The organism is Phyllobacterium sp. YR620, assembly GCF_900104165.1.
GTDB classification, from domain to species: domain Bacteria; phylum Pseudomonadota; class Alphaproteobacteria; order Rhizobiales; family Rhizobiaceae; genus Phyllobacterium; species Phyllobacterium pellucidum.
This window is the reverse complement of the sequence record NZ_FNJP01000004.1, coordinates 360,943-382,718: the sequence shown is the minus strand read 5'-3', so window position 1 is coordinate 382,718 and position 21,776 is coordinate 360,943. Positions and strand designations below refer to the sequence as shown.

The 21,776-nt window shown below is 59.6% G+C and carries 17 protein-coding genes; 10 read left to right on the top strand and 7 right to left on the bottom strand.

The window, feature by feature from the left end:
* Window positions 1–6 precede the first annotated feature (6 nt).
* Window positions 7–171 carry a hypothetical protein gene (locus BLR72_RS22520; protein ID WP_153667852.1) on the top strand — a complete coding sequence of 55 codons (165 nt, stop codon included), beginning with the start codon at window positions 7–9 and terminating at the stop codon, window positions 169–171.
* Window positions 172–216: 45 nt separating this feature from the next.
* Window positions 217–1,725, top strand: a complete 1,509-nt coding sequence (locus BLR72_RS16035; RefSeq protein ID WP_091950191.1) for an AMP nucleosidase — start codon at window positions 217–219, stop codon at window positions 1,723–1,725.
* 18 nt (window positions 1,726–1,743) lie between these two features.
* Here BLR72_RS16035 and BLR72_RS16030 read toward each other — a convergent pair whose 3' ends face one another.
* Window positions 1,744–2,511 (bottom strand): VOC family protein, encoded by a 768-nt coding sequence (locus tag BLR72_RS16030; RefSeq protein WP_091950189.1) that lies wholly within the window; start codon window positions 2,509–2,511, stop codon window positions 1,744–1,746.
* 88 nt (window positions 2,512–2,599) lie between these two features.
* Here BLR72_RS16030 and BLR72_RS16025 point away from each other — a divergent pair, with 88 nt between their 5' ends.
* Window positions 2,600–3,046, top strand: coding sequence for a MarR family winged helix-turn-helix transcriptional regulator (locus BLR72_RS16025; RefSeq protein ID WP_091950187.1), 447 nt, complete (start codon window positions 2,600–2,602; stop codon window positions 3,044–3,046).
* Window positions 3,047–3,049: 3 nt separating this feature from the next.
* Here BLR72_RS16025 and BLR72_RS16020 read toward each other — a convergent pair whose 3' ends face one another.
* Window positions 3,050–3,400 carry a VOC family protein gene (locus BLR72_RS16020; protein WP_091950185.1) on the bottom strand — a complete coding sequence of 117 codons (351 nt, stop codon included), beginning with the start codon at window positions 3,398–3,400 and terminating at the stop codon, window positions 3,050–3,052.
* A gap of 525 nt (window positions 3,401–3,925) precedes the next feature.
* Here BLR72_RS16020 and BLR72_RS16015 point away from each other — a divergent pair.
* Window positions 3,926–4,966 carry an endonuclease/exonuclease/phosphatase family protein gene (locus BLR72_RS16015; RefSeq protein ID WP_175492377.1) on the top strand — a complete coding sequence of 347 codons (1,041 nt, stop codon included), beginning with the start codon at window positions 3,926–3,928 and terminating at the stop codon, window positions 4,964–4,966.
* A 3-nt stretch (window positions 4,967–4,969) separates the two neighbouring features.
* Here BLR72_RS16015 and BLR72_RS16010 read toward each other — a convergent pair whose 3' ends face one another.
* A complete protein-coding gene (locus BLR72_RS16010) occupies window positions 4,970–6,637 on the bottom strand; it encodes an electron transfer flavoprotein-ubiquinone oxidoreductase (RefSeq protein ID WP_091950181.1) in 1,668 nt (555 codons plus the stop codon).
* 279 nt (window positions 6,638–6,916) lie between these two features.
* Between BLR72_RS16010 and BLR72_RS16005 the strand changes: the two genes are divergently transcribed.
* From BLR72_RS16005 to BLR72_RS15995, 3 genes are all read left to right on the top strand, one after another.
* Complete coding sequence (locus BLR72_RS16005) at window positions 6,917–7,528, top strand: hypothetical protein (protein ID WP_244506723.1); 612 nt, start codon at window positions 6,917–6,919, stop codon at window positions 7,526–7,528.
* A 50-nt stretch (window positions 7,529–7,578) separates the two neighbouring features.
* A complete protein-coding gene (locus tag BLR72_RS16000; RefSeq protein ID WP_091950179.1) occupies window positions 7,579–8,409 on the top strand; it encodes a uracil-DNA glycosylase in 831 nt (276 codons plus the stop codon).
* Between the two features lie 101 nt (window positions 8,410–8,510).
* The gene (locus BLR72_RS15995; RefSeq protein WP_091950177.1) at window positions 8,511–9,764 is read left to right on the top strand and encodes an MFS transporter; all 1,254 of its coding nucleotides are present in this window, start codon (window positions 8,511–8,513) and stop codon (window positions 9,762–9,764) included.
* Window positions 9,765–9,769: 5 nt separating this feature from the next.
* Here the strand turns inward: BLR72_RS15995 and BLR72_RS15990 are convergent, their stop codons facing one another.
* A complete protein-coding gene (locus BLR72_RS15990) occupies window positions 9,770–10,684 on the bottom strand; it encodes a DMT family transporter (protein ID WP_091950308.1) in 915 nt (304 codons plus the stop codon).
* Between the two features lie 276 nt (window positions 10,685–10,960).
* On the opposite strand from BLR72_RS15990, the gene pepN reads away from it, so the two are divergent.
* The 3 genes from pepN (at window position 10,961) to BLR72_RS15975 (ending at window position 16,613) form a co-directional block, all read left to right on the top strand.
* Complete coding sequence (gene pepN / locus BLR72_RS15985) at window positions 10,961–13,606, top strand: aminopeptidase N (RefSeq protein ID WP_091950175.1); 2,646 nt, start codon at window positions 10,961–10,963, stop codon at window positions 13,604–13,606.
* A gap of 218 nt (window positions 13,607–13,824) precedes the next feature.
* Window positions 13,825–16,143, top strand: coding sequence for a PAS domain-containing sensor histidine kinase (locus tag BLR72_RS15980; protein ID WP_091950174.1), 2,319 nt, complete (start codon window positions 13,825–13,827; stop codon window positions 16,141–16,143).
* Between the two features lie 107 nt (window positions 16,144–16,250).
* Complete coding sequence (locus tag BLR72_RS15975) at window positions 16,251–16,613, top strand: TM2 domain-containing protein (RefSeq protein ID WP_091950306.1); 363 nt, start codon at window positions 16,251–16,253, stop codon at window positions 16,611–16,613.
* Here the strand turns inward: BLR72_RS15975 and BLR72_RS15970 are convergent.
* The 3 genes from BLR72_RS15970 to BLR72_RS15960 are packed head-to-tail and all read right to left on the bottom strand — an operon-like array spanning window position 16,610 to window position 21,662.
* Entirely contained in the window at window positions 16,610–19,582 is a 2,973-nt protein-coding gene (locus tag BLR72_RS15970) for a bifunctional [glutamine synthetase] adenylyltransferase/[glutamine synthetase]-adenylyl-L-tyrosine phosphorylase (protein WP_091950172.1), read from the bottom strand. The two genes, BLR72_RS15975 and BLR72_RS15970, sit on opposite strands and share 4 nt — an antisense overlap.
* The gene (locus BLR72_RS15965; RefSeq protein ID WP_091950170.1) at window positions 19,579–20,979 is read right to left on the bottom strand and encodes a sensor histidine kinase; all 1,401 of its coding nucleotides are present in this window, start codon (window positions 20,977–20,979) and stop codon (window positions 19,579–19,581) included. The genes BLR72_RS15970 and BLR72_RS15965 overlap by 4 nt, the downstream gene beginning before the upstream one ends.
* Window positions 20,976–21,662 (bottom strand): response regulator transcription factor, encoded by a 687-nt coding sequence (locus BLR72_RS15960; RefSeq protein ID WP_027229934.1) that lies wholly within the window; start codon window positions 21,660–21,662, stop codon window positions 20,976–20,978. The genes BLR72_RS15965 and BLR72_RS15960 overlap by 4 nt, the downstream gene beginning before the upstream one ends.
* Window positions 21,663–21,776 lie beyond the last annotated feature (114 nt).

Genomic DNA, 21,776 nt, shown 5'->3' with positions numbered 1-21,776 from the left:
CGGGACATGATGCGGTCGACAGCAAACTTTTCGCTGATTTTCCTGCGGGCGCTTGTCTTTTCGGCGATCCTCGTCGGGCCGGTCATCGCCTTTGCGGCAAGCTATGAAAGCCGTTCGCCATCCAATGGCGGCGTTGGGCTCGTACTCCTCGTTGCCTTGCAGCGCGTTTGAGACAGGTGCATTTCAACTGTCACCCGGAGCGACTATATTGCGGGGATGGATAAACGAATCGGAACAAGAAAGCCTGTCACGATCAGCATGCCGCCGCATGTTGACCCCGAAGAGTTCATGGATGAGCATGCGGCTGTCGAGGCGCTTCGCCGGATCTATGAGCGCAATACGCAATTCCTGCGCGATGCCTTTGACAAGGTCGCGAAAGGCGAAGCCAAGGACACGCTGCATTTCCGCGCCTTTTACCCCGAGGTGCAGCTTTCCACGTCAAGCTATGCGCAGATCGACTCGCGCCTTGCCTTCGGCCATGTGTCTTCGCCCGGCCAGTATGCGGCGACCATTACCCGCCCGGACCTCTTTGCAAGTTACCTCGAGGAACAGATAAAGCTCTTGATCCGCAACCACGGCGGACCGGTGACAGTGCAGGAATCGACGACGCCCATCCCGATCCACTTCGCCTTCCTCGAAGGAACGCATGTCGAATCCTCGATCGCCGATGCGTTCACCCGGCCGCTGCGCGATCTATTCGATGTGCCGGACCTCAATGCAACCGACGACCGCATCGTCAATGGCGAATACGAGGCGGACGACCTCGACGGCATCATGCCGCTCTCGCCTTTCACGGCACAGCGCGTCGATTATTCCCTGCACCGGCTGTCGCACTATACGGCCACGCATCCGGTGCATTTCCAGAACTATGTGCTGTTTACCAACTATCAGTTCTATATCGATGAGTTCTGCGTGTGGGCGCGCAAGCTCATGGCAGCCGGCGGTGGCGGCTATGAGCGTTTCATCGAGCCTGGCAACCTGATCACCGAGGCAGGCAGCAGCGCGCCGACGTCGGGCGTTCCGGCAGGCCGCATGCCGCAAATGCCGGCATATCACCTCGAACGCCGCAATGGTTCGGGAATCACCATGGTCAATATCGGCGTCGGCCCCTCCAATGCGAAGACGATCACAGACCACATCGCGGTCTTGCGTCCGCATGCATGGCTGATGCTCGGGCATTGTGCGGGCCTGCGCAATACGCAGGCGCTCGGAGACTATGTGCTGGCCCATGCCTATGTGCGCGAAGACCATGTGCTTGACGATGATCTGCCCGTATGGGTGCCGATCCCTGCCCTTGCCGAAGTTCAGGTGGCGCTGGAACAGGCTGTCGCCGAAATTACCGGGCTGGAGGGCTATGATCTGAAGCGCATCATGCGCACCGGCACGGTGGCGACGATCGACAACCGCAATTGGGAATTGCGCGACCAGCGCGGTCCGGTGAAACGCCTGTCACAGTCGCGGGCCATTGCGCTCGATATGGAATCGGCGACGATCGCTGCGAATGGCTTCCGCTTCCGCGTTCCTTACGGCACGCTGCTCTGTGTTTCCGACAAGCCGCTGCATGGCGAACTCAAGCTGCCGGGCATGGCGACGGAGTTCTACAAGCGCCAGGTGGCCCAACATTTGCAGATCGGCATTCGCGCGCTGGAGAAGCTGGCTGAAATGCCACCCGAGAAACTGCACTCGCGCAAGCTGCGCAGTTTCTACGAGATGGCATTTCAGTAGCACCTCAAGCGATCTGGCTCAGCTGCGCATGCCTACCAGGCAGAACATCGCGCCCTGCGGATCAAGGCATTGGAGGATAAAGGCGCCGCCCGGTACCTCCTGCGGCCCGAACAGGACCTTGCCGCCCTTGCTCGTCACCCGTTCCTGCGCCGCATCGATGTTGTCGACGCAGAAATAGAAATTCCACATTGGCGGGACCGACTTGTCCATCCGGTTCATCATCCCGCCGACAGCTTCGGCACCGGCGGCGAAGAGCTGGTAAGTGCCCATATCGCCCATATCAATCGCCTGGTCCTTGGTCCAGCCGAAGAGTTTCGAATAGAAGTCGAACGCGCCCTGCCAGTTCTCGGTGTTAAGCTCATGCCAGCCGATCGTGCCCTGCGTTGGCGGTTTCGGCATATCGCCCTGATCCGTCATGCTTGGCGCAAATAGCTGAAACGTTGCGCCCTGCGGGTCGGCGACAACTGCAAAGCGGCCAACATTGGGGATATCCGCCGGCGCGCGATAGACCTTGCCGCCGAGTTGCTCGACTTCCTTCGCCTTCGCATCGACGTCCTGCGCCCAGATATAGCCAGTCCACGCTGGCTTCATGTCCGGGCCGCAGTCGTCCGGTATCGTCATCAGGCCTGCCACTGGCGCGGCGCCCAGGTTAAGCAACGTATAGCGCATGTCGGGATGTCCGGAATCCTTTGGGTCCCAGCCGACGACATCGCTATAGAAAGCCTCTGCCGCCTCGGCGTCGGTGGTCATTAATTCATACCAAATGAAATTGCCGGGTGTGGTCATGTTAGTACCTCCTCCATGATGGGCCGGACTATATCGGGATCTCGTGATTAAATATTGACATTTAGGTTGATATCAACATATATAGGCCATGTCAAAGCCGATTTCCGTTCCTTTCGAAACCACCCTCTATGTCCGTGATACCTGCATGTGTCTTGCCGTGCAGCGGACGGCGCGCGCCCTTGCCCGTCGCTTCGACGAGGCGATGCGCCCCTACGATGTCACCAACGGGCAGTTCTCCTTGCTCATGTCGCTGAATCGTCCGCAGCCGCCGAACCTGCGTTCGGTGGCATCGCTCCTTGCCATGGACCGCACCACACTGACCGCAGCGCTGAAACCTTTGGAGCGTCGCGGCCTCGTGAAAGTGGAGATCGACCCTGCGGACAAGCGCAGCCGATTATTGGCGCTCACGCCGGCCGGGAGCAAGCTCCTGTCCCACGTTTTGCCGGTATGGACCAGCACGCATAAGGACATTCAGGCGCTTCTCGGCAATGACGAACATGATCGCCTTCTCAGCAATCTGGCAAAGTTGCTTTGATCTTCAAGCATGCGCGAGAATGTTGACGATCCTGCCCGACGGATCGCGTACGTAGAAGCGACGCACGCCCCACGGCTCGTCTGCGATGCCATAGGTGATCTCGTAGCCTGCCGCCACCGCCCGCGCATAGAGAGCATCGACATCATCGACCTCGATGGAAAGGTCGGGCACGGGCGTTCCTGAACCGCCTACGCTGGCAATACTGAGCTCAGGTCTGGTCGTAGCGTCGGACGCGAAGGTCAGGATCCAGCCATGATCCATGACCACATTTAGACCGAGCAAATCTTCATAAAATGCCCGAACGGCGGCAGGATCGGAAACAGCGAGATTGGCGACGATGCGCTTGACGGTCATTAAGTGCTCCGGTTCGACTATACCAGTTGGCTCATGGATATCTAGCTTCGCGAATGATGCAGTGAAAGACCCAATGCGATTCCCGTGCGCCGAAAGTCCAACGCGCTGCATCTTGGAAACCGAGCAGAGGATGCTATACTGTTTTTGGAGTGGGAACGGACTTTCGCCCGTCCCCTTTCTCTGGTTATGTAAAATGAACCCGGACACAGACTTGCCAGCCTGTCCGGGTTCTTTTCACTTCCAGAGTGATGCTAAGTGGTCTGAACCACATAACTTCACCTCCAAGTTTGACAGCAAGGCTGTTGCCTCAGTCGGGGAGCCAATCTTCCCGATGCACCGGCTGGCGTGGTGCCTGCTGCTTTGCCTGCGAACAGTGCAAAACATCGCGGGAAAGGGGCCGCGCGGCAACGAATTCAGGGTTGCAAATGCTGCGCGAAAAAGTTGACACCGATTGCAGGCACGGACGTAACACCCTCTTGGAGTCATCATCTTGATTGCGTCGCAATTGCCGGTTTAATGCGTCCAATGACGACTCCATCATCGCATTCGCGGCTCAGGCTCGCTGCAGTCCTCATACCGAGCCTGATCTCGGTGCCGCTGGTTCTTGGCTTTTTTGGATCGGCGCATCCGCTCTTCGATGCCTTTGCGCATTTTCGCATGCATCTCGCCGTACTGATGGCCATCTCGGCAATTCCTGCACTCATCCTTGGGCTATGGCGCGAGGGGCTGATGTCGATCGTCTTCGCGCTGACGGCGCTGGGGACGGTGTTGATCCCCACACCTGCTCCTTCGGCGGAAGGCGGAAAAGAGCCCGCATCGAATGTCGGGCTGCCCGAATTCAAGCTGATGCAGCTCAACCTTCGCTACGACAATCGCAATCAGTCGGAAGTCATTCGAACGATCGCGCGCGAAACGCCCGATGTCATCACCTTGCAAGAGGTATCCGACGACTGGCGATCCCGACTCAAAGCTGTTGAAGGACGATATCCTCACAAGATCGTCTGCCCAAGCACGAAGCGCGTCGGCGGCGTTGCCATCCTTTCGCGGCGGCCTTTCGCGCTCGGTACGACACCGCAATGCGTTGGAAACAGTTTGATGGCGCTGGCGCGCATCGATTTCGGCGGGCGCAGCGCACTCATAGCCTCCGTGCACCTTGGCTGGCCCTGGCCTTTCGAGCAGGCGGAAAATGTCGAGGAGATGCAGCCCTATCTCGTGCGCCTTGGCGGTCCGATGATCCTTGCCGGTGATTTCAACGCTGCACCGTGGAGCCAGACCATCAGGAACCTCCTCGACGCCAGCAACACGCATCCAGTCGACGGCTTGCGTCCAAGTTGGCTGATCAACGGCACTTTTGCCCATGCCGCGCACTGGATCGGCTTGCCGATCGACCATGTGCTGGTATCAGAGCGCATCGCGGCAAAATCGGTGGATTCGCTTCAGCCGGTCGGCTCCGACCATCTGCCGCTGCTGCTGCGATTTTCAATAGACGGCGTGGATGACAATGGACCGGACGAGCAGACCGTCATGCTCCGCAATCAGGAGCCCGGCACGATGGCCGGGCTTTGAGAACTACATGTTCGTATAGACGGGCCCCTCGCCGCCCTGCGGCGGCACCCAATTGATATTCTGATTGGGGTCTTTGATATCGCAGGTTTTGCAGTGAACGCAGTTCTGGGCGTTTATGACGAATTTCGGACCCGACGCCTCCTCGACCCACTCATATACACCCGCCGGGCAATATCGGGTCGATGGCCCGGCAAAGACATCATGTTCCGAAGACTTCTGCAGCGCGGGGTCCTTGACGATGAGGTGAACCGGCTCGTTCTCCTCGTGGTTGGTGTTCGACAGGAACACTGACGAAAGGCGGTCAAATGTGAGAATGCCATCCGGCTTCGGGTAGGCGACCGGGGTGTATTTGCTCGCGGGCTCGAGCGAGGCAGCGTCGGTCTTGCCGTGCTTCCAGGTTCCGAACGGCGACCAGCCGCCAAAGATCGTGTTGAGCCACATGTCGAGACCGCCGAGCATGACGCCGCCAATGGTGCCGAGCTTGGACCACATCGGCTTGACGTTGCGCACGCGCTTCAGGTCCTTGCCGATTTCACTGGAGCGCCAGGCATTCTCGTAAGCGATAAGTTCATCATTGGCGCGGCCTGCCGCAAGCGCCTCGGCGACATGCTCGGCTGCCAGCATGCCGGACAGCATGGCGTTATGGGAGCCCTTGATACGCGGAACATTGACAAAGCCTGCCGAGCAACCAATCAGCGCGCCGCCCGGGAACGACAGTTTCGGCACCGATTGCCAGCCGCCCTCGGTGATGGCGCGCGCACCATAGGAAAGGCGTTTGCCGCCTTCAAACGTACCGCGAATGGCCGGATGCGTCTTGAAACGCTGGAATTCCTCGAAGGGCGACAGGTAGGGATTCTTGTAGTTGAGGTGCATGACGAAGCCGACGGCGACGGTATTGTCCTCAAGGTGATAGAGGAACGAGCCGCCCCCCGTCTTCATGTCGAGCGGCCAGCCGAAGGAGTGCTGCACGAGCCCGAGCTTGTGCTTGGAGGGATCGACTTGCCAGAGTTCCTTCAGACCGATGCCGTACTTCGCCGGCTCCTTGCCCTCGCTGAGCTTGAAATTGTTGATCAACACTTTGGCGAGCGACCCGCGCGCCCCTTCGGCGATGAGGACATACTTGCCAAGAAGAGCCATGCCGCGCGTATAGGCGGGACCATGCGTGCCATCTTTTTCAATGCCCATGTCGCCGGTGGCTACGCCGATGACTGCGCCGTTATCATCGTAAAGAACCTCAGTGCCGGCGAACCCGGGATAGATTTCAACGCCGAGTTCTTCCGCCTTGGTGCCGAGCCAGCGGCAGACATTGCCGAGCGAAACGATGAAATTGCCATGATTGTTCATCAGCGGCGGCATGGCGAAATTGGGCAGGCGGATAGAGCCCGAATGTCCCAGCACCAGGAAATGATCGGCCGTTACTGGCGTCTTGAAGGGGTGGCCCTCCTCGTCGCGCCAGCCGGGCAGCAGTTTGTCTATGCCGATGGGATCGACGACGGCGCCGGAAAGGATATGGGCTCCGATCTCGCCGCCCTTTTCGAGAACGACGACGGAAAGTTCAGGATTGATCTGCTTGAGCCTGATGGCAGCCGAGAGGCCCGACGGTCCGCCCCCGACGATCACGACATCAAACTCCATGCTCTCGCGCTCTGGAAGTTCTGGTGTCTCGCTCATGCTTTCCTCCTGAATACCTGGTATGTGCCCCGTAACACGATTCCTGCCCGTGTTTTTCCGATTTGTAACGCAACAATAGCCGCAAGACAGTGCCTAGAAAGCATTCCAGATGCGGCCAATTGCCCTCATGTTACGACGAGCGCGGCGATTCATAATTTACCTTGACGTAAACGTCAATCAACTGCCGCCCTGTGACAGTTGCGCGATGCGGCAATTCGTTCATACTTAGCCACGAACATAGCCGAAGCTGGTGCCCATCGTTTGATGATTGGAGACCGGATGACACGACCCCGGGCAATATGGATGCTCAAAGGCCTCCTCGCCGCCGCTTTGCTGTTCGCCGCCGCCGTTTCCACTGCAATCGCAGCCGAGGAACCCGAACTTTGGGTGGCGGGGCCTTATTCATTTTCCGACGAACTCGGCGGCTTTACGATCCGGTCGATCAGCGGAACGGGTACGCTGAAAGACCCCATCATCCTCACCGAGGAGTTTCCTTCCGCAACGCCGACAACCCTTGTCATCCGAACCGACAGGGTCGCTCTTGCAAATCCCAGCGAGGATGCCGGCATTCTCTTCTACTTGCAGGTTCGGGCGATCAACGGCAGCGGCCATCCGTGGATCGAGTTCGAATTCGAACTGCAGGAGCAGCTGAACGTGCCGAGCGACTATGGCGACGGCCTGTCGTTCTATCAACCGGGCGACAAGACCGACCTCGTAAAGTCGCGGGGCTTTGCGCATTACAGCGACGATTTTGAGCCATACGACCGCCTCGTGTTCAGTGGCGGCAAACTCGATCCCGGCCAGAATGCTACGTTCCAGTTTCCAATCGCTGATTTTACGCCGAAGCGTGTGTTCTATCTGGTGCAGGACCCGCGCATTCCATCCTCTTGAACTTGCAATCGCCCGCACAATTTGCGACTTCAGAGTAAAAGGATTGCCCATTGCCCAACCTGCGCGAGCTCTTGCACTTTTATGCCGAGGCCGGTGTCGACACGCCGCTCGAGGATGTGCCCGTCGACAGGTTTTCGCAGATCGAGGCGAAGCGTGCCTCGTCAGTCGCGCCCAATTCCCCTCCTGCGAAGTCCGCATCCGCGCCGGCCCCTGAACGCCCTCAAGCCAATGTAGCCGCGCCGGCGCTCGCCAAGGCGTCCGTGCCTGACGACGCGAAGATCGCAATGGCGCGCCAGCTTGCATTAGGGGCAGGCTCGCTCGAAGAACTGCGCGAGCAGCTCGGCGCCTTCGACGGGTGCAACCTGAAGTTCACAGCCAAGAACCTCGTCTTTTCCGACGGCAATCCAGCCGCACCCGTCATGTTCGTAGGCGAGGCGCCCGGGCGCGAAGAGGATCTGGAGGGCGTGCCCTTCATCGGCCGCTCCGGGCAATTGCTTGACCGCATGTTTGCCGCCATCGGCCTTGATCGCAGCAGTGTCTATATCGCCAATACAATCCCTTGGCGGCCACCGGGCAACCGGACGCCGACGCCGCTCGAAACGGAAATCTGCCGTCCGTTCTTCGAGCGCCAGGTGGAACTCGCCAACCCAAAGATTTTGGTGGCACTCGGCGGCCCTGCTGCCAAGGCATTGACCAATGCCAGCGAGGGCATTTTGCGGCTGCGCGGCAATTGGAAGACCCATCTCACGCCGTCCGGCATCGAGATACCGGTGATGCCAACGCTTCACCCGGCCTATCTCCTGCGCAACCCGGCGCAGAAGCGCTTTGCCTGGCGCGATTTCCTCAATGTCAAAATGCGGTTGCGCAGCCTGGCCGAATAATCCAATGGCTTGGCGCAAAACTGGAAAGGCAGTGTCGTAATTATCGGCTTGCGGACCGAACGAAACTTGTAGCTTTCCAGGCTGACACGCAGGATCCTTCGATGTTTCTCCAGCTCTTGCCGATTACGGCGCTATTGACCAGCACGTTTCTGATGCTGACGGCGGGGGGCCTCGCGGGAATTCTGTTGCCGCTGCGCGCCGGCATGGAGGGCTGGTCGCCTACGACGATCGGCTGGCTCGGAACCGGTTACGCGCTTGCCTTCACCGGAGGCTGCATCGTCGTGCCACGACTTGTGCGGCGTGTCGGCCATGTCCGGGTCTTCGCAGTTCTCCTGACGCTGCTCAGCATGTCGATGCTCCTGCATGGTTTGATCGTCGATCCCTGGGCCTGGACCGTTTTTCGCGCCCTGGCCGGTTTTTCGCTCGCGGGGAGCTACATGGTCATCGAGAGCTGGCTCAACGAGCGCGTCACCAATTCGACGCGCGGCATGGTGTTCTCGATCTATATGATCGTGTCGATGATCGGCCTCCTTGCCGGCCAATATATCCTGCCATTCGGCAATCCCATGACACAGGCGCTGTTCATGATCGGGGCCCTTATCTACGCCGCTGCCCTCATACCGACGGGCCTTTCCAATGCGCAGTCGCCGCGTCCGCTCACTCAGGTCTCGCTGGATTTGCCCGGCCTCTTTCGCAAGTCGCCTGCGGCGCTGGTCGGCTCGCTGCTTGCCGGTATCATCGCGGGTGCATGGAATTTCTTGTCGGCGGTCTACGGCCGCGATATCGGGCTTTCCACCTTCGGCATCGCCACGATGATTGCCACATCGATGATCGGCGGGGCGATTTTCCAGTACCCCATCGGCCGCATGTCGGATTTCATCGACCGTCGCTACGTCATGGTCGTCGCCGGGATTGGCGGTGTCGCCATATCCTTGACGATGATCCTGCTGCAGCCAACGACCCCATGGGTCATCTATACGCTGATGTTCGCTTTCGGCACCGTGCTCTTCCCCATCTATTCGCTGAACGTGGCCCATGCCAACGACTTCGCCGAGCCGAGCGAATTCGTCAAGGTGTCAAGCGGACTGCTCATTGTCTACGGTGTTGGCAGCATGATCGGGCCGCAGATCGCGGGCCGGCTCATGGACTTGAATGGCCCGTCCGGATTCTTCGTGACGATGGCGATTACCTACGCCGCCTACGGATCCTACGCGTTTTGGCGCAGCCTGCGCCGTGCCGCGCAGGCCCCCTCGACGCGTCCGGATTTCGCCATTCGCCCACATGACCGCCCGCAAACGCCCGAAACCTTGCAATTGCACCCGTTGAGCGAAGCGGCTCAGGGCGAGCAGCAGTAGGGCAATCAACCCTGCGGCGTCGATGCCTTGCGAGCCCTTGCGCGGGCAAGGCCGAGCCGGTGCTCGCGGTAGATGATAAAGATGCCGGCACTGATGACGATGACCGCGCCGGTGATCATTTCGGCGGTCGGGATATCACCGAAGAGGAGATAGCCGATAGTAATCCCGAGCAACATGGATGTGTATTCGAACGGCGCAATCGTCGACATGTCGGCGTGACGGTAGCTTTCAGTCAGCAGGATCTGCGCGACGCCGCCGGCGATCCCGGCCATGATCAGATAGGTCGCCTGCAAGCCCGTCGGCCACACCCAGCCGAATGGAAAACTTACGAGCGCGATAAGGCTCGACGCGATCGAGAAATAGACGACGATTGTGGGTGTACGCTCCGTCTGCACGAGCTTGCGCACGAGCAGCATGGCAACGGCAGCAAGCCCGGCGCCGCCGAGCGTGGCAAGCGCGCCGATCGCCTCGCCGCCGCCAAATTCCGTCGCCCCGGTAAAGAAGGACATGCGCGGCCAAAGGATGATCAGGACACCAACGAGCCCGAAGCATACCGCCGACCAGCGGTAAAGGCGGACCGTCTCGCGCAGAAATATCGCGCTGCAGACAACGGTCAGGAGCGGCGTCGCGTAAGAGATCGCAATCGATTCCGGCAGCGGCAGTTTGGTAAGGCCGTAGAAACTGAGGCTCATGGCGCTGACGCCGACGAAGCCGCGCCAGAAATGGCTGAAGGGTTCGCTCGTCTTGAAAGCGACGGACATCTGTCCCTGCCAGGCGATAAAGGCAATGACCGGAAAGATTGCGAAGAAGGAGCGGAAAAAGACGAGCTGGCCGGCGGGAATGCCATCCGATGCCTTGAGCAGGCTCGACATGCAGACGAAGACACAGACGGAGGCGACTTTCAGACCAATCCCGAGCATCGCATTGGTCGTACGCAATTTGTCTGCAACGGGCGGTTCACCTTCTTGCGGGTGAACGATAGTGGTCACAACGGGAATTCCTTGGCGGTAGGCGGCGAGCGATATGATGAGGACTGGAAACTGATATATCTATATGCTTGTTTTCACAGGCACACCAGATGGAATTCCGATCACGTTGCGTTTGGCGCTCAAACAATCGGGTGATCGCTGCCCCCAGGGTTTCCTACCGACGCAACTTGCTCTAGGTTCCGGCACCACACAAAGGATTTTTCGACTATGCGTACCGATACCGGCAAGGTTTTTCATCTGGAAGACTACAAGCCGACCGATTTCCTCATTCCCGAAACACATCTGGATTTCACGCTCGATCCGGAGCGCACGATTGTCAGATCGAAGCTCATCGTCGAACGCCGCGCCGGCGTTGGCGCCGATGCACCGCTCATTCTCGATGGTGACGAACTCAAGCTCGTCGATATCCGCATCGACGGCGCCCCGCTCGGCGACAATGCCTACATGGCCTCGCCGGAGCGACTCGAGATCCGCGGCCTGCCGGAAAGCGGCAGGTTCACGCTTGAAATTACCACGGAGATCAATCCTACTCTCAACCGGCAATTGACCGGCCTCTACCGCTCGAGCGGCGTGTACTGCACCCAGTGCGAGGCTGAAGGCTTTCGCCGGATCACCTATTTCCTCGACCGGCCGGACCTTCTTTCCGTCTATACGGTCCGCATCGAAGCGGCGCCCAGCGAGGCGCCTCTCCTGCTTTCAAACGGCAACCCCAAGGATAAGGGAGCGCTTACGGACGGGCGCCACTTTGCAGTCTGGCACGATCCGCATCCCAAGCCCGCCTATCTCTTTGCGCTCGTCGCCGGCGATCTCGGCGTCATCACCGACAGCTTCACGACGGCTTCCGGCCGCCATGTCGATCTCGGCATCTATGTCGAACATGGCAAGGAAGCGCGCGCGCTTTATGCGATGGACGCACTGAAACGTTCGATGAAGTGGGACGAGGAGGCATTCGGCCGCGAATACGATCTCGACATCTTCAACGTCGTCGCCGTTTCCGATTTCAACATGGGCGCGATGGAGAACAAAGGTCTCAACGTCTTCAACGACAAATATGTCCTTGCCGATCCCGAGACTGCCACCGACGCCGACTATGCCGGCATCGAGGCCGTCATCGCCCACGAATATTTCCACAATTGGACAGGCAATAGAATCACTTGCCGGGATTGGTTCCAGCTTTGCCTCAAGGAAGGTCTGACCGTCTACCGCGATCACGAGTTTTCGGCCGACATGCGTTCGCGGCCGGTCAAGCGTATTGCCGAGGTCAAGGCGCTCAAGGCGCATCAGTTCCCGGAAGACGCAGGTCCCCTCGCCCATCCGGTGCGCCCGCGCCAGTTTCGCGAGATCAACAATTTCTACACCTCGACGGTTTATGAAAAAGGTTCGGAAGTCGTGCGCATGATCCGCACGATCCTTGGACCCGACCTTTTTCGCAAGGGCATGGATCTTTATTTCGAACGCCATGACGGCGATGCAGCGACCATTGAAGATTTCATCAAGGTCTTCGAAGATGCCTCCGGCGAGGATCTCAGCCAGTTCGGCCTCTGGTACGATCAGGCAGGAACACCCAATCTCGCCGTCACTTACGACTATGACCAGGCAACCAAGACATTCGAGATCGAAATCGAACAGTCGCTGAAGCCGACGCCCGGACAGGCGTCGAAGAAGCCGATGCACATTCCCATCAAGTTCGGCCTGCTCGGTGCCAAGGGCCGCGAACTCAAGCCGCGATCGGCGAAGGGCGGGCTCGTTGATGGCGACGTGATCCATCTGCGCAAGCGCAAGGAACGTTTCACCCTTTCGGGCATCGCCGAGCGCCCGGTGCCATCGCTGCTGCGCGGCTTCTCCGCGCCGGTGACGATGACGAGTGAGCTGACCCGGACTGACCTCATCTTTCTTGCACGCAACGATGGCGACGAGGTCAATCGCTGGCAGGCATTGACCGAGCTTCTCAACAGCAAGCTCACCAGCAACGCCAAACGTATTCGCGGCGGCAAGCCGGCGACCATCGAAAGCTCATCGATCAAACTTCTCGGGGAGATCGCGGCCAATGTTGCACTGGACGAGGCTTTCCGCGCGCTTTGCCTGAGCGTTCCATCCGAGAGCGATATTGCGCGCGAGCTCGGCGCCAATATCGACCCCGACGCGATCCTCGCGAGCCGCGACGCGCTGATCAAGACTGTTGCCGAAGCCAATGAGGAAAAGTTCACCCAGATTTACGAGCAACTTGCCGATGACGGGCCGTTCCAGCCCGATGCCGCAAGTGCGGGGCGGCGTGCGCTGCGCAACGTCCTCCTCGATTATCTGAGTGTCGCGGAAGCGGATCCGAAGCGGGCGGCTGCTCAATTCAACGGCGCCGACAACATGTCGGACCGTGCAGCGGCGTTGCATGTGCTTGTCCAGCGCTTCAGCGGCAGCGATGCGACAAGCCAGGCGCTCAAGGCGTTCGAGGAACGCTTCGGCAATGACGCGCTGGTCATGGACAAATGGTTCATCGTCCAGGCGATGCAACCCGGCGTCGGAGCGCTTCAGCGGGTGCAGCGCCTGATGAAGCACAAGCTGTTCTCTCTCGACAACCCCAACCGCGCGCGTGCGCTCATCGGCGCATTTTCGAGCGGCAACCAGACCGGTTTCAACCGAGCTGATGGCAATGGCTATGTCTTCTTTGCCGAAACGATTCTGACGATCGAAAAGAAGAACCCGCAGCTTGCCGCGCGCCTGCTGACGGCAATGCGCTCTTGGCGCTCCTTCGAGCCGGTACGACGCGAACATGCGCGCGAAGCGCTGGCAAATATCGCCAAAGTCGGCGGTCTTTCGGCGGATGTTCGCGATATTGTGGAGCGAACGCTGGCTTAGGCCGGGTCTCTCGGCAACCTGCGATCAGGGAATTCGAGTCATTTCAAGGTGTTACGATCCGTCGTTCATCGGAGGCCTCGAATTGCCTAAACTATTGATAAATATTTAATAAAGGGACTAGACACAAAGAATCAGTTTTGATTCACTGTAGCTGCTTCGGATGTGCGGCGTGCCGGAGCAAATCACGGGACACAACGACAATTCGAGGGGGCCATTCAATGGCAAATGCGGACGCGTATCGCGCGCCGACGGGGAAGGTTTACGCCAAGGAGCGGACGACTGCGCGGGGACGCAACCGGCTCTCGGGCCACGTAAAGCTTCTTGCTGACCCCGCCTATGGCAAGCTTCTCGCCACCGAACCCTACCTGCGCCGCGCCATTCCGCCGCTCATCGTCGTCTTTCTCATCGTGCTCGCCGTCATCCGCTCGATGTCACTGCTCGCCTGGCGCGACGATGCCGAACGGACGGCCCGCGCTACCCTTTCGATGGCTGCCATCCATATGGCGAGCATCATCGACAATCGGATGAACGGCGGCCAGAAACTCGGCCGCGGCGATCTTCAGAACATCATCGCCGAGACCCGCGCCAGCGACCTCATCCCTCAGGGCATGTGGTTTGCAATTGCCGATGCGGATGCGCGCATTATCGCCTCGTCCGAAGGCGGCGAGCGCTGGCGCGAACGCAATCTCGAAACCTTCGTCACCGAGGGGCAGCCGCTGTTCTTGTTTGGCGAGCGTGCCGGCACCATGCCCGTCAAGGTCGAGGGAACGCCTGCCTTTGCCGCCTATAGCCGAACAGCCAATGCGGCGCATTCTGTCTTCGCCATGCAGCCGGTCGGGGACGTCTTTGCCGAGTGGCGGCGCACCGTCTCAGTCAATGTGACGATGTTCGCAGGAACAGCGACGATCATGCTGATCGTGCTCTACGCCTATTTCAGCCAGTCGGCGCGGGCCCAGGATGCAGACGAGCTCTACCAGCACACGCAGGCACGGGTCGATACAGCCCTCGCCCGCGGGCGTTGCGGTTTGTGGGACTGGGACATGGCACGCGGGCGGGTCTACTGGTCACGTTCCATGTATGAAATGCTGGGTTATGAGGCGCATGATGCGATCCTCTCGCTCGGCGACATTTCGTCGATCATCCATCCGGACGACGACAAGCTCTATCATGTCGCCTCGCAGGTCGCGGCCGGCGAAATCAACCAGATGGATCGCGTCTTCCGCATGCGCCATGCCGAGGGCCATTGGGTATGGATGCGGGTGCGCGCCCAGGTGGCGGGCGAAGGCGACCTGCATCTCGTTGGCGTCGCCGTGGATGTGAGCGAGCAGCATCGCTTTGCCCAGGCGACGGCGCAGGCCGACCAGCGCATCCGTGAAGCGATCGAAAGCATCTCCGAGACCTTCGTTCTCTGGGACGCCGACAACCGGCTCGTCATGTCGAACGGCAAGTTCAACGAGTATTCGGGACTTGCGAATGAGTGTCTTTTGCCCGGTATCGGCCGTGACGAGCTGGAGCCGCGCATCCGCGCCGTCGCCTTCGAAAAACGCATGGCCAATGAGAATGGTCGCAACGGCGCGCTGACCTTCGAAAGGCAGCTTGCCGACGGACGCTGGCTGCAAGTTAACGAGCGCCGGACACAGGATGGCGGGCTTGTCTCAGTCGGCACAGACATCACTCAATTGAAGGTGCACGAGGAACGGCTGGTCGACAGCGAGCGCCGCCTCATGGCGACCATTCACGACCTCAGCCTCGCCCGCAAATCCGAAGTCGAGCGTACGCTCGAGCTTACGGAGCTCAACAGCAAATACGTGGTCGAAAAGGAACGTGCCGAGGCGGCCAACCGCGCCAAATCCGAGTTCCTCGCCAACATGTCACACGAACTGCGCACGCCGCTCAACGCCATTATCGGCTTTTCCGAGATCATGCATTCGGGTACCTTCGGCGAACTCGGCTCCGATCGCTATGTCGAATACGTGCACGACATCCACACCAGCGGCAATTATCTGCTCAATGTCATCAACGACATCCTCGACATGTCGAAGATCGAAGCGGGACATTTCTCGCTCGACCGCGAGGAAATCGATCTCTGCCCGCTCATCCACGAGACCGTCCGGGTCATCTCGCTGCAGGCGCAGGAGAAGGACATCAAGGTCGATACGCGCATCGCCGACAGTGTCACGATCGACGCCGACCGCCGCGCGATCAAGCAGGTGCTGCTCAATCTTCTCTCCAACGCCGTGAAATTCACCGATACGGGCGGGCGCATAGCGGTGCGTGCGCGCAAAGTTTCTGGCGCGTTAGTCTTCACAGTGGAGGATACGGGCTGCGGCATCCCGAAATCGGCGCTGAAGAAAATCGGCCAGCCCTTCGAGCAGGTGGAAAACCAGTTCACCAAGTCGCATGCGGGCTCCGGACTTGGCCTCGCCATCTCGCGTTCGCTCACGGAGCTTCACGGCGGCGCGCTGAAGATCCGTTCGACCGAGGGCGTCGGCACCATTGTCTCGGTGCGCATCCCGACGCGGGCACTGGAAACCTAATTCACCATCCTAATATAAAAAATTCTCTCCAAATCCGCTTGCTAAGTCGATACTTGCATGTTTCAAACGATCATATTGTTTTTGCATATTTCAACATGGTGATGTTTATGACACTTTCAACGAACGAACAGATTTTGATTGAACAGCGCATTTCCAATGACGCCAAGTCGATGTTTGCCGCCTATTTGCTTTGGTTTTTTTTGGGCGGTTTTGGAATTCACCGCTTCTACCTTGGAAGAGGCGGCAGCGGTGCCCTCATGTGCTTCATGTGCATTGCCGGGATCGTAACTTACTTGGTGGTTATTGGCATTTTTCTGCTTATTTTTGTCGGCATCTGGTGGTTGATCGACATTTTCCTGATACCAGGCATGATTTCCAAGCAAAAAGGGGATATTCGCGCTCGCCTTACAGCCGAAGCTCTGGCGAGACAGAGTCCAATAGAAACCCGTAGCGAAGACATAGTACGCTAGATCTTTTTCACCCGAGCACTCCCCAGCAGACCCTCGAAAGTATGCCTGACGGTTTGCGCTGTCTCCTGAAGTTGCGCCTCCACGCGATCAAGATCGGGAAGGTCGGAGGCCTTGCAGAGAAGATCGCCAAGCCCCGGCGGGAAATCCTCGCGCTTGACATCACCGTCGAGGCACAGGCGGATGATCTGGGTAACGCCGGTATAGAGGTTCGCGGCCTCGACAAGACGGTCCGCTGTTGCGGGATCGACGAACTCGGGCTTCAGCTTGCGCAGCACTTCTGCCGTGGAAAGGGCCACGACGGGCCCTTCGACATTGCCGGTGAGCACCGCAAACTGGGCGATGAATTCGAGATCGATGATGCCGCCGGCGACAAGTTTCAGGTCCCAGGCGTCGCTCGGGGGTTTCTCAGCTTCAATCAGAGCCCGCATTTCGGCGGCATCCTTGGCGATTTTCGCCGCGTCGCGTGACATCGCAAGGATGCCGGCCACGTCTTCCTGAATCTCGGGGAAGAAAGAGGCATCGCCGGCGACCGGGCGCGCCCGGGTCAGGGCCATATGCTCCCACGTCCAGGCATCATTGCGCTGGTATTTGCGGAAGGCGTCGATGTGCGTGGCGACCGGGCCCTTGTTTCCGGACGGCCGCAGACGGAAATCGACTTCATAGAGAACGCCTTCCGCCGTCGGCGCCGAAAGAGCCGCTATGAGGCGTTGCGTCAGGCGCATGTAGTATTGCGATGGCGCCAGGCCTTTTTCGCCATCTGACTCGTCCGCGTCCTCGTCATGGTCGTAGAGCAGGATGAGATCGACATCGGAGCCGGCGGTCAATTCGCGGCTGCCGAGCTTGCCCATGCCAAGAATGGCGATGCGTCCACCTTTGATCGAACCATGTCTTACGGCGAATTCGTCCATCACCGCCTGCAGGGCGCGGTCGATAACGAGATCGGCGAGGTCCGAAAATGCCTTGCCAGCGCGCGCGCCGTCGATCGCGCCGGTGAGCAGGCGGATGCCGATGAGAAAACGGTGCTCGGCGGCGAAGATGCGCAGCCGGTCGAGAATATCCTCGTAAACCTTGGAGGGCCCGAGAAAGTTCTCCAGCCGCTCCGCAAGATAGCTGCGCGTTGGAACATCGGCGAAGATCGCCGGGTCGAGCATGCCGTCGAAAATATGCGGCTTGCGGGTGATGATCCCGGCAAGTCTTGGCGCCGCGCCCATGATCAACACCAGAAGGTCGAGGAGGCGCGGATTTGACTGCAGCAGGCTGAAGAGCTGTATTCCCGCCGGCAAGCCCTTGATCATTTCGTCAAAGCGCATCAGCGCCTCGTCGGCACGGCTCGTCGCGCCGAAGGCCTTCAGCAGGACCGGCGTCAATTCGGTGAGGCGCTCGCGCGATTCCGCCGACTGCGTGGCACGGTAGCGGCCGAAATGCCAGGTGCGGATGACGCGGCAAATATCGCTCGGGCGCTCGAAACCAAAATTGGCGAGCGTCTTCAATGTGTCCGGATCATCTACATCGCCGGTGAACACGAGGTTTCCGGCCTCGCCGGTAAGTTCCTGCGCCTGTTCGAACAGCGCGGCATAGTGGGTCTCGACGGTCGTGAGCGCCGCGCGGAAATCCGCCGCAAAGCTTTCGCCATCGCGATAGCCCATCAGATGCGCAACGCGCAGGAACTCCTCGTCGTCTTCCGGCAGCATATGCGTCTGCTCGTCGGCAATCATCTGGATGCGATGCTCGACATCGCGCAGGAACCAGTACTCTCGCGTAAGCGTGTCGCGCGCTTCCTCGCCGATCCAGCCGAGATCCTCCAGCGCCGCAAGCATATCGACGGTGCGCGAGCCTCTGAGCTTGGGAAAACGGCCGCCAGCGATGAGTTGCTGCGTCTGGACGAAGAATTCGATCTCGCGAATACCACCGCGGCCGAGCTTCACATTGTGGCCACGCACGGCAATTTCACCGTGGCCCTTATGCGCGTGGATCTGCCGCTTGATCGAATGCACATCGGCAATCGCGGCATAATCGAGATATTTTCGCCAGACATAGGGTGCAAGTTCCGCAATCACCCGCTCGCCGGCGGCGATATCGCCGGCGACGGGCCGCGCCTTGATCATTGCAGCGCGTTCCCAGTTCTGACCCCGACCCTCGTAGTAATTGAGGGCGGCGCCGACGGGAATTGCCAGCGGCGTCGAACCCGGGTCGGGACGCAGCCGCAAGTCGGTGCGAAAAACGTAACCGTCCGCCGTACGGTCCTGAAGGATGCGCACCAGGCGGCGCGTCAGTCGCGAGAACGTTTCAACGCAGTCATAGGGGTCGGGAATGGCCGGGCTGTGCTCGTCGATGAAGACGATGAGATCGATATCGGAGGAATAGTTCAGTTCGAACGCGCCGAATTTCCCCATGGCGAGGATGATCCAACCCGAATCAACCTCCGGATGCTTCAGATCGGAGAGCTTCAATTTGCCGGCGGCATGGGCGTCGCGAAGGAGGAAGCGCGCGGCCGCTCCAACACTCTCTTCGGCCAGGCGCGAAAGCCAGAACGTGGCATCATTGGCCGAAAACACGCCTGACAGATCGCCGAGTGCGATAAGCAGATGCCCTTCGAGCTTGTGCTGCCGCAGTGCCGTCATCAGATCGGCTTCGGTGAGGTCTTCCGCATCGCTGCCCGCCGCGATCTCATGCAACAGCGCTTCAAGCCGCTGGGGGAGCGAACGCTCGAACAGTGGATCGAGCAATTGCGGACGCTGCAGGAGCGTACCGCGCAGATAGGGCGAAAGATCAAGAACGGCAGACAGAAAACCGGCAGCGGGCTTGTTGTCGTTCAGCGCGCTGCTGAAGCCGCAGCCTTTTTCCGCGGCATGGGCAAGAAACTCGCGCAAGAGAGCCGCAGCATTCTTCTTATCCAAGGGCGCCAGTTCCCGCAGTACCTGCGAAAAGAATGGCGCATCAGCATTCGCCGCCTTGGATATTCCGCTCATCCGCTTTCCTCTCCCGCCGGAAATGTCAGGACCGCCCGTAACCCCGGCGCGTTGTCTGCTAGTTCCAGGGAACCACCGTGCAATTTCATGACCGCCTTGGCAAGGCTGAGACCAAGACCGGAACCGGGCTGCGAACGGCTTTCCTCGAGTCGCACAAAGCGTTCTGTCGCGCGCTCCATCTGATCGGTGGGAATGCCTGTTCCATTGTCCGCAACGATGACTTTCACCTTGTCATCCGCTCTCACGACGGAAAGCGAAACCTCGACGGGACGGTCGATGCCGCTGGCATATTTGATCGCGTTGTCGACAAGATTGGACACGGTCTGCGCGACAAGTTCGCGGTTGGCCCTGACAGGCGTTGCATCAACGGGTCCGAGCAAGAGCTGGACACCGGCTTCCTCGGCGGAAGGCTCATATAGCTCGAACACGTCCTCGGCGATCACCGAGAGCGGGATTTGTTCGAGCGCTTCCGTGGAATATCCGGATTCCAGGCGCGAGATCATCAGGATCGCATTGAAGGTGCGGATAAGCTGATCGGAGTCGCTGATCATGCCTTCCATGGCTGCACGCCATTGTTTCGTCGTCCTCGCGCTGGCGAGGGCAGATTCGGCGCGATTGTGCATGCGCGTCAGCGGCGTCTTCAGATCGTGGGCGATGTTGTCGGAGACATGCCGAACGCCTTCATTGAGTTCCTGAATGCGCGCGAGCATGCCGTTGAGATTCTCGGACAAGCGGTCGAACTCGTCACCGGACCCGCTGACCGGCAGGCGGCCGGCGAGATCGCCGCCCATGATCCGCTGCGATGCGACGGAAACCTTGTCGATGCGCTGCAACGCGCGGCGGCCGACGAAGAACCAGATCAGGAACGCGCCAATGCCCATGGTACCGAGAGCGGCCATGAGCGCGCGGCGTACAACAAGGCGAACCTGCTCGGGCTCCCCGAGGTCACGCCCGACCATGACGCGAATCCCGTTCGGCATAACGATGACGCGGGCAATGGCGGTGTGGGTCTTTGCCTCGTTGCCCTCGCCGTAACGCTCATAGGTGATGGGACGTTCGATCCAGCCTTCCGTCTGGAGGACGCCGATTTCAATGCTCTGGACGTTTCCGGCGACAATCCGCCCGGCGGGGTCGGTCACCAGATAGAGATAGGCGCCCGGCTGGCGGCCACGACGGTCGATCGAGCGGACAAGCCCGGCAATGCCGCCGCGCTCATAGGACTGGCCGATGCTTTCGATCTCTTCGTTGACGGCGGTCTCAGTTTGCGTGGTCAGAAGACGCACGGAAAGGCTGGTCATGTAGAATACGAGGCCCAGCGCGCAAACGGTAAAGAGCAGGAGGTAAAGTGCCGACAGCCGGACGGCCGTCATCTTCATCATGGCGGAGAAACGGCTCATGCACCGGTCTCGGCTGCCTTGAGCATGTAGCCGGCACCGCGCACCGTATGCAGGAGCGGCGTACCGAAATCCTTCTCGATCTTGCCGCGCAGGCGCGAGACATGGACATCGATTACATTGGTCTGCGGATCGAAATGGTAGTCCCATACATGTTCAAGCAGCATGGTACGGGTGACGACCTGCCCGGCATGGCGCATCAGATATTCGAGCAGGCGAAATTCTCGCGGCTGCAGGATGATGACCTGGCCGGCGCGCTTGGCCGTATGGGAAAGACGGTCGAGTTCGAGATCGCCAACCCGGTAAACGGTCTCTGCCTCTTTTGGGCTCGAGCGGCGCTGAAGCACCTCGATCCGTGCGAGAAGTTCGGAGAAAGCATAGGGCTTGGTGAGATAATCGTCGCCGCCGGCGCGAAGACCGGTAACGCGATCATCGACCTGGCCGAGGGCAGAGAGGATCAGGGCCGGCGTGTCATTGCCGCGCGCCCGAAGCGCCGCCACAACGGAAAGCCCATCGCGACGCGGCAGCATCCGGTCGACGACGAGCGCATCATAGCTGCCCTGCTCCGCCAGCGCGTAACCGGTTTCGCCATCGCCGGCGACATCGGCCGTGTGGCCAGCCTCAGCAAAGGCCTTTTCCAGATATCGGGCCGCTTCGCGGTCATCTTCAATGACGAGAATCTTCATGGCGCAATTCTAAGCCGGTTTTGGTGAATGCGTTAAGTGGTGCCCCAAAAGAAGTGGGCGGCAGATTAATCGAAGGAGATCTGCCGCCCTTGTTTGCGTTGGCGCTTGCGGGGT